Here is a 17,568-nt window from a genome sequence, read left to right as displayed (position 1 = left end):
TAGCTTTGTGTCCCCACGGCGGTGAAAGCGTTCACCGCCTCTCGATCGCATCACCCGGGGTGAGGTTGTGGTTCAGACAGCGGAAGACTCGGCGTCGCGAGTGGCCTTGGTCGAACGGAAGACGGACCCACACCCCGCGATCCTCACCGTCGACGACGATCCGGCCGTCTCCCGGGCGGTCGCCCGTGACCTCCGTCGCCGGTACGGCGACCGCTACCGCGTGGTGCGGGCCGACTCGGCCGAGACGGCGCTGGAGGCGCTCCGCGAGCTGAAGCTGCGCGGTGAGCAGGTGGCGGTGCTCATCGCCGACTACCGGATGCCCCAGATGAACGGCATCGAGTTCCTCGAGGCCGCCATGGATCTGTTTCCCACCGCCCGGCGGGTGCTGCTGACCGCGTACGCCGACACCGACGCCGCGATCAACGCGATCAACGTCGTCGACCTGGACCACTACCTGCTCAAGCCCTGGCACCCGCCGGAGGAGAAGCTCTACCCGGTGCTGGACTCGCTGCTGGAGGCCTGGTCGGCCAGCGCGGCGGCGCCCGCCAGCGACCTGCGGGTGGTCGGGCACCGCTGGTCGGCGCCGTCGTTCGCGGCACGCGACTTCCTGGCGCGCAACCTGGTGCCGTTCCGGTGGGTGCTCGCGGACGAGCCGGAGGGCGCGCAGTTGCTGGCGGCGGCGGGGGTGAGCGCGAACGACGTACCCCTGGTGGTCACGACCGACGGCAAGTCGCTGGTGCAGCCGTCGGAGGCCCATCTGGCCGCGCACGTCGGGCTGACCACCACGCCGGCTGCGGATTTCTACGACCTGGTGGTGGTGGGGGCCGGACCGGCCGGGCTCGGCGCGGCCGTCTACGGCGCCTCCGAGGGGCTGCGGACGGTGCTGGTCGAGCGGCGGGCGACCGGTGGCCAGGCCGGGCAGAGCAGCCGGATCGAGAACTACCTGGGCTTCCCGGACGGCGTGTCGGGGTCTCAGCTGACCGACCGGGCCCGCCGGCAGGCGCTGCGGTTCGGGGCGGAGCTGCTCAGCGCCCGCGAGGTGGTGGCGCTGGAGGATGCCGGGGCGGCGCGGGTGCTGCGGTTCCGGGACGGCAGCAGCATCGCGACGCACACGGTCGTGCTCGCCACCGGTGTCTCGTACCGGATGCTGCCGGCACCCGGGCTGGCGGAGCTGACCGGCCGCGGCTGCTTCTACGGCTCGGTGGCGAGCGAGGCGCCGAGCTGCTCCGGGGAGGACGTCTACATCGTGGGCGGGGCGAACTCGGCCGGCCAGGCCGCGGTGCACTTCTCCCGGTACGCCCGGCGGGTGCACCTGCTGATCCGCGGCGCCGACCTGACCCGGTCGATGTCCAGCTACCTGATCGAGCAGATCGCCCGGATCGACAACATCGAGATCCACCCGTGGACCGAGGTGGTCAGCGGCGCCGGCGGCGAACACCTGCAGGAGTTGACCCTGCGCGACACCCGTACCGGCGAGACCCGCCGGGTGGACACCTCGTGGCTGTTCGTGTTCATCGGCGCGGAGCCCTGCACCGACTGGCTCGACGGCGCGGTCGCCCGGGACCGGCGTGGCTTCGTCCTCACCGGTCCCGATCTGACCAGAGGGGGGCGCCGGCCGCCGGGTTGGCGCCTGCCGCGCGACCCGTACCACCTGGAGTCCAGCATGCCCGGGGTGTTCGCCGCCGGCGACGTGCGGGCCGAGTCGGTGAAGCGGGTCGCGTCCGCCGTCGGCGAGGGCGCCATGGCGGTGTCGCTCGTGCACCGGTACCTGGAGGCACAATGACCACGGAAACCGACCGGCTCACCCCGGACGAGCTGCGGACCCTGTTCCTCTTCGAGTCGCTCACGCCGGAGCAGTTGGCGCACCTGTCCGAGCACGGCCGGGTCGAACGGCGACCCGCCGGTGCGGCCGTGTACGTCGAGGGCGAGCCGGCGACCTGTTTCTACGTGCTGCTGCACGGCACCGTGGTGATGCGTCACCGGGTGCAGGGCGACGACGTCGAGGTCAGCCGGACCAGCCGGCGCGGCGTGTACGGCGGTGCGACGCAGGCGTACATCGGTGACCCGGCGGAGCAGCGGTACGGCAACAGCCTCTTCGCGGTGACCGACTGCGATGTGTTCGCCCTTCCCGCCGAGATCATCGCGGACGCGATGCGTACCTGGTTCCCGATGGCCACCCACCTGCTGGAGGGGCTCTTCGTCGGGATGCGCAACACGCAGACCGTCGTCGGCGAGCGGGAACGGCTGCTGGCCCTGGGCGCTCTCTCGGCCGGGCTGACCCACGAGCTCAACAACCCGGCGGCGGCCGCGGTCCGGGCCACCGCCGGGCTGCGCGGCCGGGTCGCGAAGATGCGGCACAAACTCGCCATGATCGCCGACGGCCGGCTCGACGGCAGGCGCCTGCACGAGCTCGTCTCGCTCCAGGAGGAGGCGGTGAAGCGGGCGGCCAGCGCGCCGCCGCTGACGCCGCTGGCCGCCAGCGACGCCGAGGACGATCTCGCCGACTGGCTGGACGAGCACGGCGTCCGGGGGGCCTGGGAACTGGCCCCGACGCTGGTCGCCGGGGGCATCGACGCCGGGTGGCTGAGCCAGGTCGACGCGGCGGTCGGCGCCGACGACCTGGAGTCGGCGATCCACTGGATCACCTACACCATCGACACCGAGCTGCTGATGGGCGAGATCGACGACGCGGTCTCCCGGATCTCCGGGCTGGTCGGCGCCGCGAAGCAGTACTCCCAACTGGATCGGGCGCCGTACCAGACCGTCGACGTCCACGACCTGCTCGACGCCACCCTGGTCATGCTCCAGGCCAAGATCCCCGCCGGGGTCCGGGTCGTCAAGGAGTACGACCAGGGCCTGCCTCCGGTCCCGGCGTACGCGGCCGAGCTGAACCAGGTCTGGACCAACCTCATCGACAACGCGCTCGGCGCGATGGGCGGGGCCGGTACGTTGACCATCCGGACCGGTCGCAAGGAGGACCGGCTGATCGTCGAGGTCCGCGACACCGGCAGCGGGATCCCGCCGGAGATCCGGCCCCGCATCTTCGAGCCGTTCTTCACCACCAAACCGGTCGGCGAGGGCACCGGCCTCGGGCTGGACATCTCCTACCGGATCATCGTCAACAAGCACCACGGGGACATCCGGGTGCAGTCCCAGCCCGGCGACACCCGGATGATCGTGCTGCTGCCGATCACGCCCGCCTGACGGTGGCGCAGCTGAGCAGGCGGACGGGGCCAGCGGCATCGCCCGCGCCGGGCTTCGCGCACTCAGGACGGACGGGACCTCCGGCGGTCGCCGGCGTCAGATCGCCCGACGGGCTCTCGCAGTGAGTGCCGGCCGGTCTCAGAGCCAGGGTGGTGGGCCCTCGAAGCCGAGGGAGTACACGTCGAACAGGACGGCCGCCTCCACGCCCAGCGCCGGCCCACCCCGGCGCGCCGCCCAGGTGAGGAAGGGCCCCGGTTCCGGACCGGCCACGCCCAGGCCCTTGGTGTACTCGGCGTGCGCGGCCAGCGAGGCGATGCCGCGCTGCAGCGGCTCACCGGTGACGTCCACGCCGTGCGTGGGACGCTCGGCGCCGGCGAAGCAGACGTAGCGCACCCCGCCCCAGGGTGACAGCCCCTCGTCAACCAGCTCGGGGAAGATCCACCGGTTGCCCGCGTCGCGGGCGGCGTCCAGCGTGGCCAGCCCCACCACCCGGTGGTCGGCTTGATTGGCCATCCCGCCCACCATGCGGACACCGAAGTCACCCGAGACGATGACCTCGGGCCGGTGCCGGCGGATCGCCCGTACGATGTCGCGGCGCAGGTCCGGACTGTACTCGACGACGCCGTCGCGGTGGTCGAGAAACTCCACCACGTCCACGCCGACCGCCCGGGCCGCGGCGCGCTGCTCCTCCTCGCGCAACGGCGCGACCTGGTCGGGGTGCATGGCGTCGATTCCTGCCTCGCCCCGGGTGGCCAGCAGGTAGGTGACGTGCTTGCCCTGCGCGGTCCAGCGGGCGATCGCCGAGGCCGCGCCGTACTCGATGTCGTCGGGGTGTGCGGCCACCGCGAGGCAGCGCTCCCAGTCCTCCGGCAGTGCCGGTAGAAGCTCATCCACGGTCCACACCGTAGTCGCCTCTCCGCCGATCCGGCACCGCCGTGTCGGCAACACGGCCCTCCGCCGAGCAGCGATAATGACCGGGTGGACCCCAGCCGGCTCCACCCGCAGGCGCGGGCGGCGATGCAAGTCCAGCAGCGTGTTCCGCTCACCCGGGCGACCCTGCCGGCGGCCCGGCTCAGCATGGTCCAGGCGACTCCGGCCGAGGTGGGCAGCGGACCGGCGGTAAGGTCCGTGGCGACCGTCGATGCCGGCGGCGTGCCCGCCCGCCTCTACCGCGACGGCGCTCACGACCCGGCGCCGGTGGTCCTCTACGCGCACGGCGGGGGCTGGGTGATGGGCAGCGTGGAGACCCACGACGGGCTGTGCCGGCACCTGGCGGCCGCATCCGGCTGGGCCGTGCTCTCCGTGGACTACCGGCTCGCCCCCGAGCACCCGTACCCGGCCGCGGTGGACGACATGGCGTGCGCGCTCGCCTGGCTGCGCGGGCCTGGGGCGGCTCGGCACGGCCTCGACCCGGGCCGGATAGCGGTGGCCGGTGACTCCGTGGGGGGCCACCTCGCGGCGGTGACCGCCCGGCGCGCCCGGGATTCGGGGATCCCTCTCGCGGGACAGATCCTCATCTGCCCGGTCATCGACCCTGCGGCCGACTATCCGGCCCTCGACGAGTACGGCCTGGACCGGGAGGAGATGCGGTTCTTCTGGGACGCGTTCGCCCCGCCCGACGTGGACCGTACGCAGCCGGATCTGGACCCGCTGCGGGCCGACTTCGCCGGCCTGCCTCCCGCGGTGGTCATCACCGCCGAGCTCGACCTGTTGTCGGCCGAGGGGGAGCGGTACGCGGCCGGGCTGCTGGCGGCTGGCGTTTCCGTCACGGCGGCCCGCTACCAGGGGATGATCCACAACTTCCCGCGGAAACTGGCCCTGTTCGACGCCGCCCATGTCGTCCTCGCCCAGTTGGCCGCCGCGTTGCAGAGCTGGTGAGCAGGGCCGCGGTGATCGACGCTGCGGGCCGTGCCGGCCGGGACGCGCCGCGATCCGGGCGCCGAGAACGGCGGCAGCGTGCTCCGTCGAGATGACCCTGGCGGCGAAGGGCGTCAATAGGATCATGGGCGGCCACAGCATGTTCAGGCCCTCGACCGGGGTCGGATTACCGGTCACTAGGGGCCTGGCGCCACCCGACGCCCCGCCATAGAGTGACGGCGATCGGTCTGTGCGTGGCCAGCGACACGACGGCGGGGGCGATGGCGGGGCGGAGAGCACTCATGGTCGTGCTGGCGGCACTCGGCACGGTGCCCGTCGTGTCAGGGCTGGCCGGGCTCCTCATCGGGCCGGCCTTCATACCCGGCGGCACGTCGACCCCGGTCAGCGTCGACAACAACTACCGCTTCATCGACGCCTACTGGCTGGCGGCCGGCGTCGCGATCTGGTGGTCACTGTTCCGGCTCGAGGAGCGGGCGATCGTCACCCGGGCGATCCTCGTGATCGCGGTGGTCGGCGGGTTCGGCCGGTTGATGTCGGTCCTGGCCGTGGGCTGGCCGACTCCGGTGTTCGGGACGGCGTTGGTGTTGGAACTCGTCGCGCTGCCGCTCGTCGTCTGGTGGCACGCCCGGGTCGTCCGCGCGGCCGGGAGGCACCGCGAGCCGGCTACGGAAGCACAGCCGGTGAAGTGACCGCACCGTCGGTGGCGGGCGGGGTGCGGATGTGCTCGTTGCCGCCGGCCCTCACCTGACGGAACGACCCCGCCGGGCCTCTCGCCGGGCGGGAGGAGGCCGGCAGGATGCGATCCACGGCACCCGGCGGGCTGCTTTCGTATTGATATCGGTCAACTCTGTTGCAATGATTAACTTCCTTAACTGTTAACCCCGCCGTCCCCGGCCGAGCTTCCCGACACCGACCCGACCGGCCAGCCCGGACGGCCCCCGGTGACCGGCCTGCCGATCCGGCGGATCGTCCCGCATCGATGACGGTGCGGAAAGGACCAGGACATGTCGCGACGATCGGCCGCCTCCCGGCCCCGTGTCAGATTGGCCGCCGCGGTCGCCGCGGTCACGCTTGTCGTACCCGTGAGCCTGACCGTCGGCATGCCCGCGGCATCCGCGGCCGTCGTGGGAGCGATCATCGGGTACGGCGGCAAGTGTGTCGACGTGGCCGGGGCGAATCCGGCCAACGGCACCGCGGTACAGCTCTACACCTGCAACGGCACTGCGGCGCAGCAGTGGACGGTCGCCGACGACGGCACGATCCGGGCGCTGGGCAAGTGCCTCGACGTCGCCGCGGCCGGCACCGCCGACGGCACCAAGGTGCAGATCTACGACTGCAACGGCACCGGTGCCCAGCAGTGGTCGCACGCGAGCGGACAGCTGGTCAACCCGGCCTCCGGAAAGTGCCTCGATGCGACCGGCCCGAGCTCGGCCGACGGCACCCAGCTGCAGATCTGGACCTGCACCGGCGCCGCCAACCAGAGCTGGACGCTGCCCACCGGTGGCGGCACCCCACCCCCCTCGGGCGGGTTCACGCATCCCGGCGTACTGGTCAACCGTGGCCAGCTCGACTTCGTCCGGTCCCGGGTGCAGGCCGGCGCGCAGCCCTGGGCCTCGGCCTACAACCAGATGATGAGCAGCTGGTACGCCAATCTGTCGCGGAACCCGGCGCCCCGCTCGGTCGTCGAGTGTGGTTCCTACTCCAACCCCAACTACGGCTGCACCGATGAGCGCGAGGACGCCATCGCCGCGTACACCACCGCGCTCGCCTGGTACCTCACCGGGGACGGCCGGTACGCCCAGAAGTCGATCCAGATCATGGACTCCTGGTCGGCGACGATCACGTCACACACCGGCAGCAACGCCCCGTTGCAGACCGGCTGGGCCGGTTCGGTCTGGCCCCGGGCCGCGGAGCTCATCCGGTACACCTACGGCAGCTGGCCCAACGCCGCCCGGTTCGCCACCATGCTGCGCAACGTCTACCTGCCGGTGGTCCGCAGCGGCTCCAACAGCAACGGCAACTGGGAACTGACCATGATGGAGGCGGCGGTCGGCATCTCCGTCTTCCTGGACGACCAGGCGAGCTACGACGCGGCGGTCACCCGCTACCTCAACCGCACCCGGGCCTTCATCTACCTGCCCAGCGACGGCGCCCTGCCGTACACGGTGCCGGGCAGCGGACTTGACACCAGCAGCGAAATCATCAACTACTGGCACGGCCAGTCGACCTTCGTCGCCGGCCTCGCCCAGGAGACCTGCCGCGACTTCACCCACACCGGATACGGCATCTCCGCCATATCGCACATCGCGGAGACCTCCCGTATTCAGGGACGGGACCTGTACCCGCAGGTCGGCGAGCGGTTGCGGCACGCCCTCGGCTTCCACTCGAAGTACCAGCTCGGCGAGCCGGTGCCGTCCTGGCTCTGCGGCGGCAGCCTCAACCGCGGTCTCGGGCCGATCACCGAGGTCGGCTACAACGCGATGGCCAACCGCCTCGGTTACGCGATGACCAACACCCAGACCCTGACCCTGCAGCAACGCCCCGCCGGCAGCAACAACCTCTTCGTCGCCTGGGAGACCCTGACCCACGGCGACAACCCGAGCTGACCACCGCACAGGCACGGACAATCGACCGGGGACCGGGTGCCGGAGGCTCCGCCCGGCCGCGGGGTCGGCCGAGCGGAGCCGGTCGGCGGGTTGGGCCGCGACGCGGCCGGTTGGGCTGACGGGCGCATGCCTCCAGCAGCGCGTCGAGTTGCGTTGCGGAGGGCGCCGTCGCCGCTTGATGACGTGGGGGTCAGGCGAGCGGCTGGCTGCTCGGACTGGTCGCCGACGCCAGCGAGGCGGGCGAGGAACGGCCAGCCGTCATCGCCATCCAGGAAACCTGGTCGCTGAACTGCGGGGGAGTCTCTGATGAGAGGTGTACTGGCAGGGCACCCCTGGCGTGGACCTGCATCACCCGCGGAGCCGCCTCACTCCGTGAAAGCGTTCTGTGCTTCGGTGTTGGTTTCCTGTGACGCGGCCCAGGAGGCGAGCAGGCGTAGCGCGTCCTCCGACGGGGAGGCGGGCTCGGCGGTGTAGATCGTGAAGGTGAGGCCCGGCTCTGCGACCATTTCCAGCCCTTCGTAGGCGAGGGTCAGGTCGCCGACGATGTGATGGCGGAAGTTCTTGGCGCCCGTGCCGTGGTGCCGGACGTTGTGCGCTCCCCAGCGTTTCCGGAACTCGTCGCTGCGGGTGGAGAGCTCACCCACGAGGTCGTGGAGATCCTTGTCGTGCGGATCACGGCCGGCTTCGGTACGCAGGATCGCGACACAGACGTCGGCGGCGACGTCCCATTCGGGGTAGAAGCGGTGCGCCCTCTCGTCGAGGAACGTGTGCCGGGCGAGGTTGGCGGGGCGTTGCGGCTGGGCGTACACCTCGGCGTAGAACGCGCGGCCGAGCTGGTTCGCGGCGAGCAGGTCCATGCGGCCGTTGCGCACGAAGGCGGGGCCCTGGGTGACGGCGTCGAGGGCCCATTGCAGGCTGGGGCGCACCGACCACTGCCTGGCGGCGCGGCGGCGGGGCCGCATGAGGGCCGTGCTGCCGTCCGCGGCGCGGGCCAGGTCGAACAGGTGCGCCCGTTCTGCGTCGTCGAGCTGGAGCGCCCGGGCGATGGCGTTGAGCACGGCGGGTGACGCCCCGGCGAGGGCGCCCCGTTCGAGTTTCGAGTAGTACTCGATGCTCATGCCGGCCAGCGCCGCGACCTCGCTGCGGCGCAGGCCCGGGACCCGCCGGTTGGTGCCGGCGGGCAGACCGGCCTGCTCCGGGCTGATCTTGGCACGTCGCGAGACGAGGAACTCGCGGACCTCGGTGCGGTTGTCCACGCCTCGACCGTACGTGTCACCGCCGGCCGGTGGGGTGCCCTGTCAGTACACCTTCCAGGAGAAACTCCCTGACGGGGCGGTGCGGGGGTTTGCTGGTGGACGGCGACGGACCCAGCCCGATGGCGGCATCATCGCGGCTTGCTCGGGTAGGCCGGCGCGGATAACAGGCCGGATCGCGGCCGGTCCCTGGGAAAGGAAGAACCATGCGCGGTGTTGTGATGCACGCCCCCGGCGACGTCCGGGTGGAAGAGCGGGAGGATCCCCGGAACCTGCTCCCGACCGACGCGATCATTCGCTTGTCCGCGACCTGCGTCTGCGGATCGGACCTGTGGCCGTACCGTGGCGTCGAGGCGGTCAAGGGGCCGGCCCCGATGGGCCACGAGTATGTCGGCGTCGTCCAGGAGGTCGGCAGCGAGGTCAAGAACGTCAAGCCGGGCCAGTTCGTGATCGGCTCGTTCTTCGCCTCGGACAACACGTGCGTCATCTGCCAGGCTGGCTACCAGTCCTCGTGCATCCACCGGGAACTCGTCGGCGGGCTCGGCGCCCAGGCCGAGTACCTGCGCGTCCCGCTGGCCGACGGCACCCTGGTCGCCACGCCCGACACTCCCTCGGACGACCTGATCCCGAGCTTCCTCGCCGCCTCCGACGTGCTGGGCACCGGCTGGTTCGGCGCCGTCGCCGCCGAGGTCGGCCCGGGCAAGACCGTCGCGGTCGTCGGTGACGGTGCGGTCGGGCTGCTCGCCGTGCTGGCCGCCAAGCAGCTCGGCGCGGAACGGATCATCGCGATGAGCCGGCACGAGCCGCGCCAGAAACTGGCCGCCCAGTACGGTGCGACCCACATCGTCACCGAGCGGGGCGATGAGGGCGTCGCGCGCATCAAGGAGCTCACGGACGGTCTCGGGGCGCACTCGGTCATCGAGGCGGTCGGCACCCAGGAGTCGATGATGCAGGCCATCCGCTCCACCCGTCCGGGCGGCCACGTCGGCTACGTCGGTGTCGCCCACGGCGTACAGCTCCCCGGCGAGGAGCTGTTCTTCTCCCACGTCCACCTGCACGGCGGTCCGGCGCCGGTGCGTCGCTTCCTGCCCGAGCTGATCGACCTGATCTGGAACCGGCAGATCGACCCTGGCAAGGTCTTCGATCTCACCCTCCCGCTCGAGGAGGCCGCCGAGGGATACCGGGCCATGGACGAGCGTCGCGCCATCAAGGTCCTTCTCAATCCCTGACATCTGTGCCCCGGAGGAGATGGCCGCCCTTGCAGCGCGGGGACGGCTCAATGAGCTGCAGCGGGAACCAGACCATCTGACCGAATCCGACCATCCGCCGCCGCACACAGGGCAGGGCGTAGACAGGAGGACACCGTGGAGCTTCTGACCACGCACCCGTCGGTGCAGGGACCGGCCGACTGGTTCACCGGCGAGGTCTGGTTCGACCAGATCGTACCCATGACCGGCCCCACCATCGGCCGGTGCAACGCCGTGCATTTCGCCCCCGGTGCCCGCACCGCCTGGCACCGGCACGCCAACGGGCAGCTGCTGCACGTCACCGAGGGCGTCGGGCTGACCCAGTCGCGCGGCGGTGAGGTCGTCGTCATTCGTCCGGGCGACACGGTCTGGTGCCCGCCGGGGGAATGGCACTGGCACGGTGCCGCCCCTGACCACTTCATGACGCACCTGGCCATCTGGGACGGCCTCATGTCCGGGCAGGACGGGCCGGAAACGCAGTGGGGCGAACACGTGACCGACGACGAGTACGGCCGGCAGCCGGCATGACGACCTGCCGTCGGCCGCGTCGTCCCGCGGGCCGGCGGCCCACCACCGGACCACCATGAGGAGCACGGACATGTCCGAACCCGCTCGGCAGAGCGCCGCCCAGAAGATGCTCGGCGACTTCGCGCCCAAGCTCGTCTCCCTCACGGACGACGTGCTCTTCGCCGACGTCTGGGAACGCGCCGACCTCGCGCCCCGCGACCGCAGCCTGATCACCATCGCGGCCCTGGTCGCCGGCGGCAACAGCGAACAGTTGCCGTTCCACCTCAACCTCGGCAAGCAGAACGGGCTCACGCAGGCCGAGATCGTCGAGGCCATCACCCATCTGGCGTTCTACACCGGATGGCCCCGGGCCATGTCCGCCATCGCGGCGGCCAAGCAGACCTTCGAGGGCTGACCATCGGGCCAGCCGGGTCAACGGTCCCCGGGCACCGTACGGCGCAGCCGCTCGGCGAGCTCTCGGACGGCCTCGCTGAAGCGTGGATCGGACTCACCCGGCCAGTGCCCGACGATGGGGGGTGGGACGGTGTCGCTCGGCGGCACCACGACGTCCCAGGGATCGCGCATCCGCCGGTCGACCGAACCGGCCGGCCCGGCGACGGTGGGCGGCTCGCCGGGCCGGTGCGGGGAGAAAACCCAGCTGCCGATCGGGTCCGTGTCCCGCCACAGGTTCAGCCACCGCCAGCCGACCCGCTCGCCCACCTCGTGCAGCACCCTGTCGTCGACGTAGGCCGGGAAGAGCCGCGCGTAGAGGCGGCGCAGCGGCGAGCCGTACGTCAGCAGCGCCACCCGGTCGGCGACGTCCGGTGGCAGTTGGAGCACGGTCGCGGCGAGCAGCACCGAGCCGTGGCTGTGTCCGGTGAGCAGCACCGTGTCGCCGCAGGAGGTCAGGTATGTGATGCGCCGGGTCAGCTCCGGCACGGCGCGTTCGGCGTAGCACGGGGGCGCGAAGGGATGTGCCACCCGGGGCCAGAAGGTGCCCAGGTCCCACAGCACGCCGACGTAGCGGCGAAACTCGGCCGTCCGGTAGGCGAAGAGGCCACCGACCAGGAGTCCGAGGAAGATCGCCGCGATCACGTAGCTGCCCAGCGCGATGCCGAAGTTGACCATTGCTTCGGGTATCCCGGTCCACCGCTCGATCACGTACCCCGGATACCACTCCAGCAGCCCGAGGGTGCTGGTGGCCAGGCCGAGCCCGGCGAGCCAGGCGTACACCAGGGCGAGCGGCTCCAGCCGCTCGGTGAAGCGCGCCCGAGCGATCGCCTTCTCGACCTGCCGGAGCCGCGGCGCGGCCTCGGGTGGGGCGTTCGGGAAGTCGCGGGCAACGGTTGCGGCGGCGGCGCGCCGCCGGCCGGGCCTGGACACCACGGTCACCACGGCGGCTACGAGCAGCGCCGCGAGCACCGCGAGGAAGAAGCCGAAGATCGCCCACTTGTAGGCGAGCGGTGGGCTGGTGGGCGCGCGGTGCACGGTCGGCGCGTCGCGGTCGAGGAAGTCCGCCACCCGATAGACCAGCTCCGCCGAGAACGCCACGGCCACGCCGGCGGCGACGGCGGCGAGGACCGGCGCGCCGAGGCCACGCAGCGGGGCGTCGTCGTGCATGCCATGCCGCTGGCGTAGTACCACCGCCCAGAGCGCGACCAGCAGGACCGTCTGCGCGGCGAACAGTGCGGCGACCATCACGGCGTACCCCGGCAGGCCGTCCCCCGATGGCCACGGTGCCGGATCCGCCGCCACCACGACGACCACCAGTCCGGTGAGCCCGCATGCCACCGCCCGCAGCGCGCGGATCGCCCGGTCGACACCACCGCCCCGCTCCCGACGGTCGACCAGCGGATGGGCGCACACCAGCGCGACGCAGACGACCAGTACCGCGCCGGCGGCCACCGCCAGCGCGACCGTGCCGGCAGAGGCGCCTCCGCCGGCGCGGGCGGCGAGCAGGCTGAGGTCCAGGGTGGCGAACGCGGCGGCAACGTGGATCGCGCGAAGCCGCCCCACCGGTGGCGCGCTGTCCCACTGCGCCAACGCGCTGAGCTGGGGCGCATCGGCGATGGCGGTTCCCGGAAACGCCTCGAAGGCCCGTCTTCTGCGGGCACCGAGCCACCAGACCAGGCCGACGGCACCGGCCGGAACGAGCGCGAGCACCGCCAGCCGCAGACCCGTCGGGCGTCCACCGAGCCAGGACATCCAGGTCCGCCCGGCAAGGCAGCTCGGCAGCGCCATGCACTTCCAGGCGACGATGTCCAGCGCCACGCCGGCGATGGAGAGCACGTACAGCGCGGTCAGCGCCAGCGCCAGTGTCCGGCACAGCCCCTTCACCACCAGTACAGTCCTGCCCTGACTGGCCGGGCGCATCCAGATCGCCACGTTGCAGAGCATGAACGGCAGCAGGAACAACAGCGACAGCGTGCGTACCGCGGTCCCGGAGGGCAGATCACTCCAGCGGTACGCCTCCAGGACCACCCCGCCCGCCCCGCGGCTGTCCGGGTAGCCCGGCCGGGGGCGGTAGAAGCCGCCGCTGCGGTCACCCGCGACCTGCCGGGTGTGGGGCCGGTCCAGAACCAGCGCGGCGTTGGCGCCGGAAACCCCGTGTACCCGCAGTTCGACGACCTCGCGGGAGGCGGCGGGTCGCTCCGACGGCGCTGGCACGTCCGACATTGACCCCCCGAGGCGTCTCTGGCGGCCGGTGGCTCGCCGGCTCGCCGCCGCTACGGCCCCCACACGGCGACCCGCATCTACCCGTTCAGCCGCCGATCATGTGTGCCGATGACGACGAGTGGGGTCGGGTGGCGAGGCGGGTGATCACGGCGATCGACCGGTCCACGTCCGCCTCGCTCGTGGTGGCGTTCGACACCGAGATCCGCATCAGTCGCCGTCCTCGCCAGGTCGTCGCGCCCGCCCAGCAGGTGCCGTCGGCCTGCACGGCCGCCACCACCTGGTCGGTGCGCGTGTCGTCGCCGAAGCCGACCAGCACCTGGTTGAGGACCACCTCGTTCACCACCTCGAACCCGGCCGCGGTCAGGCCCTCGGCGAACCGGCGGGCCAGCGCGCAGCAGCGGTCGACCAGTGCCGCGATCCCGTCGCGGCCGAGTTCCCGTAGACCGGCCCACACGGCGAAGCCGCGGGCCCGGCGCGAGGACTCGGCGGTGAGGTCCGCGCCCGCCGGCACACCACCGGAACCGACCAGGTACGCGGCGGCGTAGGACATCGCCGCCGCATGCACCTCGGGCCGCGCGCAGAACGCGAAGGCCGAGTCGTACGGCAGGTTCAGCCACTTGTGGCCGTCACAGGCCCACGAGTCCGCCGATTCCAGCCCGTCCACCAGATACCGGGTCGCGGGGCTCGCCCCGGCCCACAGACCGAACGCCCCGTCCACATGCACCCACCCGCCGTGCCGGTGGACCAGGTCGCACGCTTCCCGAAGCTCGTCGCAGGCGCCGGTGTTCACGTTGCCGGCCTGGAGACACACGATGGTGGGGCCAGGGGAAGCGGCTCGCAGCACGTCCCGTAGCGCTGCGGGGCCGATGGCGCCGTTCGGCCCGGCGGGCACGGGCTCCACCACGTCCACGCCGAGGCCGAGCAGACGCAGTGACCGGTCGATGGTCCCGTGCCGCTCGGCCCCGGCGATCACCCGGATCGGCGGCGCCCCGAGCAGCCCGCGTTGCTCCACGTCCCAACCCACGTCGGCGAGCACCTGGTGCCGGGCGGCGGCGAGCCCGACGGTGTTGGCCGCCTGGCAACCGGTGACGAATCCGACCGATGCCGACGCCGGGATTCCCAGCAGTTCCTTGAGCCAGGTGCCGGCGGCAGCCTCGGCGGCGACCGCCGCCGGTGACGTGACGGCGTTGAACGCGAGTTGGTCCCAACCGGCGGCGAGGATGTCCGCCGCGGTCGCGGCCGGCAGGGCGCCGCCCACCACGAACCCGAAGTACCGTGGGCCGGCGCTCGCGACCAGACCGGGCTCGGCCGCGGCCAGTAGCTCCGCCAGCACCTGCTCCGGTGGGGACGGGGCGGAGGGCAACGGCCCGGAGAACGTCTTGGCCAGCGCGGCCTGGTCGAGTGGCACTCCGACCGGCCGGTCCGGCAACGACCGCCGGTAGTCGGCGGCGTGGTCGGCGGCCAAGCGGAACAGGCGACTCAGTTCCTCCACCGACGCACCCTAACCCGAGGGGCCCGCCGGCCATGACGGCGCCGACGGCCACGGTCGCACTCGGCGCGCCGCCGCTTCGCAGGGAGGTTGCCCATCCACTGGACGATCAAGGGAAGGGCAGAAATCCCCTCCATTTTCAAGGTATAGCGCACCGGGGGGCTTGCGGCAAGACCCGGGTCGTGCCGCAGAATCGCTGGCCTGGCCCAGAAAGCTGGGGAAATGGGGGACTTGCGAAGTGCGTGTGGTGTTGTCGACGTACGGGTCACGCGGGGACGTCGGAGCCGCTGGTGGCACTCGCGGTACGCAGCTGAACCATGCCGGAACGGCCAGGCAGGACCGGAACGCGAGACCCGGCACGCCCTGGTGACCTGAACCGACAGCGGTCACCGGCTCCACGTCCGGCGGCCCGCTGCTCGTCCTGCCCACCACGTTCGTCACCCCCGCGCACGGACGCCTTGCTGCGCGCACTGGTTGCAACCGACCTCAGATCGGAACCGATGAGATGACTCTCCAGACCGGCAGCTTCTTCGACCTTCCCGCCCACCTCGCTCCCAAGGCCGATCCGGCACTGATCGCCGGCGACGAGCAGCACTTCGCGGCCATCGCCGAGAGCCTCGAGCAGGTGATCGCCGACCTGTCCGACCGCCTCGACGCCGCGCGTAGGGCACCCGGCGGCAAAGGCCGCCAGGCGGTGGACCGGGACCAGGAGGTCCACCGGCTGAGCGGCCGCCTGCGTACCCTGCGTCGCTTCGGTGTGGACCTGTGCCTCGGACACGTGGTCAGCGCGGACAACCCCGAGCCCGTGTACATCGGACGGCGTGGCCTCACCGACAGCGCGGGCCGTCGGCTGTTGCTCGACTGGCGTTCCCCCGCGGCTGAGCCGTTCTTCGGAGCGACCCACGCCAACCCGATGGGGCTGGTGAGCCGCCGCAGGTATCGCTGGACCCGCGGCCGGATCAGCGACTACTGGGACGAGGTGTTCACCCCGGACGGGCTCGAAGGGCACGCCGCGCTCGACGACCAGTCCGCCTTCATCGCCAGCCTCGGCGGCGCCCGGTCGAACCGGATGCGAGACGTGCTCGCCACCATCCAGGCCGATCAGGACGCCATCATCCGCGCGGGATCCAGCGGCGCGCTCGTCGTCGACGGCGGTCCGGGCACCGGCAAGACCGTCGTCGCACTCCACCGCACCGCCTACCTCCTCTACGCCGACCCTCGCCTCGGTCACCGCCGGGGCGGCGTGCTGTTCATCGGACCGCACCAGCCCTACCTCGCGTACGTCGGCGACGTCCTCCCCAGCCTCGGCGAGGAGGACGTGCAGACCTGCACCCTGCGGGACCTCGTCCCCGAGGGTGCCGCGGCCACCGTCGAGACCGACCCGGACGTGGCCCTGCTGAAGTCGTCCGCGGACCTCGTCAAGGCGATCGAGGCGGCCGTCCGGTTCTACGAGGAGCCGCCGGCAAAGGGGATGACGGTCACGATCGGCGACTCCGACATCTGGCTGAGCGCCGACGACTGGGCCGAGGCGTTCGAGGCGGCGGGGCCCGGAACCCCGCACAACGAGGCGCGTGACGAGATCTGGGAGGAACTGCTCACCATCCTGTTGGACAAGTACGACGGCGATGAGCCGGATGACCTGGTCCGCCGGTCGCTGCTGCGGAACAGGGAGCTGCTCACGACCTTCAACCGCGCCTGGCCGCTGCTCGACGCGGCCGACCTCGTCGGAGACCTCTGGTCGGTCCCCGCCTATCTGCGGAAATGCGCTCCCTGGCTCGGCCCGGACGCGGTCCGGAAGCTCCAGCGCCGCGACGCCCAGGCGTGGACGGTGTCCGACCTGCCGCTGCTGGACGCCGCACGGCAGCGGCTCGGCGACCCGGAGGCGTCACGACGCCGGCAGCGGCGCGACGCCGCCGTCGCCGGCCAGCGCGAGCAGATGGCCAGGGTCGTCGACGACCTGATCGCGTCGAACGAGTACGACGACGGCGAAGGTCTGATGACGATGCTGCATCAACAGGACCTGCGGGACGTCCTGGTCGACGAGACCGGACTGCCCGGCGCTGATCGGGACCCGCTCGCCGGCCCGTTCGCGCACATCGTCGTGGACGAGGCTCAGGAGCTGACCGACGCGGAGTGGCAGATGTTGCTGCTGCGCTGCCCGTCCCGAAGCTTCACCATCGTCGGGGACCGCGCCCAGGCCCGGCACGGCTTCACGGAGTCCTGGCAGGAACGGCTCGAGCGGATCGGGCTCGACCGGATCAACCTGGCCTCCCTGACCATCAACTACCGGACGCCGAAGGAGGTCATGGCGGAGGCCGAGCCGGTCATCCGGGCCGTGCTCCCCGACGCGAACGTACCGACCTCCATCCGCGGCAGCGGCGTCCCCGTCGTCCACGGTTCCGCGTCGGAGCTGGGCCCGATCCTCGACGCGTGGCTGGCGGCGCACGCCGACGGGATCGCCTGCGTCATCGGCGATCCCACGTTCCCGGGGACGTCGCGCGTCCGGTCACTGACCCCGGAACTGTCGAAGGGGCTCGAGTTCGACCTGGTCGTCCTCGTCGACCCCGAGGCGTTCGGCGAAGGCATCGAAGGAGCGGTCGACCGCTATGTCGCGATGACCCGAGCGACCCAGCAACTGGTCATCCTCACCAGCTCCTGACGTCGCCCGAGCGCCGTGGTCAAGGGGCGATGGCGGGGTCGCGCCGCGG

General features: G+C 71.9%; 13 protein-coding genes. 9 read left to right on the top strand and 4 right to left on the bottom strand.

All coding sequences use genetic code 11. From position 1 onward, the window contains the following. The first annotated feature begins 106 nt into the window (after positions 1 to 106). A complete protein-coding gene (locus ACGFI9_RS04565) occupies positions 107 to 1,783 on the top strand; it encodes an FAD-dependent oxidoreductase (RefSeq protein ID WP_393174844.1) in 1,677 nt (558 codons plus the stop codon). Further along, complete coding sequence (locus ACGFI9_RS04560; RefSeq protein ID WP_393174841.1) at positions 1,780 to 3,204, top strand: ATP-binding protein; 1,425 nt, start codon at positions 1,780 to 1,782, stop codon at positions 3,202 to 3,204. The genes ACGFI9_RS04565 and ACGFI9_RS04560 overlap by 4 nt, the downstream gene beginning before the upstream one ends. Before the next feature lie 138 nt (positions 3,205 to 3,342). On the opposite strand, the gene ACGFI9_RS04555 is transcribed toward ACGFI9_RS04560, so the two are convergent. Then, entirely contained in the window at positions 3,343 to 4,098 is a 756-nt protein-coding gene (locus tag ACGFI9_RS04555; RefSeq protein WP_393174839.1) for a PIG-L deacetylase family protein, read from the bottom strand. Positions 4,099 to 4,182: 84 nt separating this feature from the next. On the opposite strand from ACGFI9_RS04555, the gene ACGFI9_RS04550 reads away from it, so the two are divergent. The 3 genes from ACGFI9_RS04550 to ACGFI9_RS04540 all read left to right on the top strand — a co-directional run bounded on the left by ACGFI9_RS04550 (position 4,183) and on the right by ACGFI9_RS04540 (position 7,688). Then, a complete protein-coding gene (locus tag ACGFI9_RS04550) occupies positions 4,183 to 5,082 on the top strand; it encodes an alpha/beta hydrolase (RefSeq protein ID WP_393174836.1) in 900 nt (299 codons plus the stop codon). A 281-nt stretch (positions 5,083 to 5,363) separates the two neighbouring features. After that, on the top strand, positions 5,364 to 5,771 hold the full coding sequence (locus ACGFI9_RS04545) for a DUF4345 domain-containing protein (RefSeq protein WP_393174834.1): 408 nt from the start codon (positions 5,364 to 5,366) through the stop codon (positions 5,769 to 5,771). A 393-nt stretch (positions 5,772 to 6,164) separates the two neighbouring features. Further along, positions 6,165 to 7,688, top strand: coding sequence for a ricin-type beta-trefoil lectin domain protein (locus tag ACGFI9_RS04540; protein WP_393174832.1), 1,524 nt, complete (start codon positions 6,165 to 6,167; stop codon positions 7,686 to 7,688). 365 nt (positions 7,689 to 8,053) lie between these two features. Here ACGFI9_RS04540 and ACGFI9_RS04535 read toward each other — a convergent pair whose 3' ends face one another. Beyond that, on the bottom strand, positions 8,054 to 8,944 hold the full coding sequence (locus ACGFI9_RS04535; RefSeq protein WP_393174830.1) for a helix-turn-helix transcriptional regulator: 891 nt from the start codon (positions 8,942 to 8,944) through the stop codon (positions 8,054 to 8,056). A gap of 203 nt (positions 8,945 to 9,147) precedes the next feature. Between ACGFI9_RS04535 and ACGFI9_RS04530 the strand changes: the two genes are divergently transcribed. The 3 genes from ACGFI9_RS04530 to ACGFI9_RS04520 all read left to right on the top strand — a co-directional run bounded on the left by ACGFI9_RS04530 (position 9,148) and on the right by ACGFI9_RS04520 (position 11,110). After that, positions 9,148 to 10,170 carry a zinc-dependent alcohol dehydrogenase family protein gene (locus tag ACGFI9_RS04530; protein WP_393174828.1) on the top strand — a complete coding sequence of 341 codons (1,023 nt, stop codon included), beginning with the start codon at positions 9,148 to 9,150 and terminating at the stop codon, positions 10,168 to 10,170. A gap of 135 nt (positions 10,171 to 10,305) precedes the next feature. After that, the gene (locus ACGFI9_RS04525) at positions 10,306 to 10,716 is read left to right on the top strand and encodes a cupin domain-containing protein (protein WP_393174826.1); all 411 of its coding nucleotides are present in this window, start codon (positions 10,306 to 10,308) and stop codon (positions 10,714 to 10,716) included. A 70-nt stretch (positions 10,717 to 10,786) separates the two neighbouring features. After that, on the top strand, positions 10,787 to 11,110 hold the full coding sequence (locus tag ACGFI9_RS04520; RefSeq protein WP_393174824.1) for a carboxymuconolactone decarboxylase family protein: 324 nt from the start codon (positions 10,787 to 10,789) through the stop codon (positions 11,108 to 11,110). Between the two features lie 17 nt (positions 11,111 to 11,127). Here the strand turns inward: ACGFI9_RS04520 and ACGFI9_RS04515 are convergent, their stop codons facing one another. Together ACGFI9_RS04515 and ACGFI9_RS04510 are read right to left on the bottom strand one after the other, a co-directional pair. Next, complete coding sequence (locus tag ACGFI9_RS04515; protein WP_393174822.1) at positions 11,128 to 13,371, bottom strand: hypothetical protein; 2,244 nt, start codon at positions 13,369 to 13,371, stop codon at positions 11,128 to 11,130. An 85-nt stretch (positions 13,372 to 13,456) separates the two neighbouring features. Further along, positions 13,457 to 14,863: a pyridoxal phosphate-dependent decarboxylase family protein gene (locus ACGFI9_RS04510; RefSeq protein ID WP_393174820.1), complete on the bottom strand. Its 1,407-nt coding sequence runs from the start codon at positions 14,861 to 14,863 to the stop codon at positions 13,457 to 13,459. A gap of 502 nt (positions 14,864 to 15,365) precedes the next feature. On the opposite strand from ACGFI9_RS04510, the gene helR reads away from it, so the two are divergent. Then, positions 15,366 to 17,519 (top strand): RNA polymerase recycling motor ATPase HelR, encoded by a 2,154-nt coding sequence (helR, locus tag ACGFI9_RS04505; protein WP_393174818.1) that lies wholly within the window; start codon positions 15,366 to 15,368, stop codon positions 17,517 to 17,519. Positions 17,520 to 17,568: the final 49 nt, after the last annotated feature.

The organism is Micromonospora sp. NPDC048930, from assembly GCF_043197935.1.
Lineage (GTDB): Bacteria > Actinomycetota > Actinomycetes > Mycobacteriales > Micromonosporaceae > Micromonospora.
Note: the sequence above shows the minus strand (reverse complement) of the source record. Positions and strands in the feature narration are given on the sequence as shown.

Bases quoted from the DNA above. Each gene is read 5' to 3' on its own strand.
- ACGFI9_RS04560 (WP_393174841.1), top strand. From the start codon at position 1,780: ATGACCACGGAAACCGACCGGCTCACCCCGGACGAGCTGCGGACCCTG.
- ACGFI9_RS04545 (WP_393174834.1), top strand. From the start codon at position 5,364: ATGGTCGTGCTGGCGGCACTCGGCACGGTGCCCGTCGTGTCAGGGCTG.
- ACGFI9_RS04530 (WP_393174828.1), top strand. From the start codon at position 9,148: ATGCGCGGTGTTGTGATGCACGCCCCCGGCGACGTCCGGGTGGAAGAG.
- ACGFI9_RS04520 (WP_393174824.1), top strand. From the start codon at position 10,787: ATGTCCGAACCCGCTCGGCAGAGCGCCGCCCAGAAGATGCTCGGCGAC.
- ACGFI9_RS04515 (WP_393174822.1), bottom strand. From the start codon at position 13,371: ATGTCGGACGTGCCAGCGCCGTCGGAGCGACCCGCCGCCTCCCGCGAG.
- helR (WP_393174818.1), top strand. From the start codon at position 15,366: ATGACTCTCCAGACCGGCAGCTTCTTCGACCTTCCCGCCCACCTCGCT.